The sequence below is a fragment of the Streptomyces sp. WM4235 genome (assembly GCF_001279725.1).
GTDB lineage: Bacteria > Actinomycetota > Actinomycetes > Streptomycetales > Streptomycetaceae > Streptomyces.
Map to the genome: position 1 here is coordinate 1 of NZ_LGDE01000356.1, position 331 is coordinate 331.

Annotated in this window: 1 protein-coding gene; it reads right to left on the minus strand. The window is 76.7% G+C overall.

The features are described from left to right. On the minus strand, positions 1-322 hold a 322-nt coding region (locus ADK55_RS22315), incomplete at its 3' end, for a LysR family transcriptional regulator (RefSeq protein ID WP_159041514.1). Between the last annotated feature and the right edge of the window lie 9 nt (positions 323-331).

The following is a 331-nucleotide window of genomic DNA, read 5'->3' on the forward strand; positions in this document are numbered from 1 at the left end:
GGACGATGGCGCGGGTCGCGGTGGGGAAGGACCCGACGCGCAGGACGCCGGCGAGGCCGCCGCGCGCCTCGGCGAGGTCGGCTTCGGCCCGCTCCAGCAGCTCCAGGACGGCCTCGGCGTGGCGGACGAGGTCCTCGCCGGCGGGGGGGAGACGGGCCCGACGGCCGGTGGGCTCCAGCAGGGGCAGGCCCGCCTCGCGTTCCAGGACACCGAGCTGTTGGGAGACCGCCGAAGGGCTGAAGGCGAGCGCTTCGGCCACGGCGGCGATGGTGCCGCGGCGGGCCAGTTCGGGCAGCAGGGGCAGGGGTCGTAAATCGAGCATCGGCCCAGC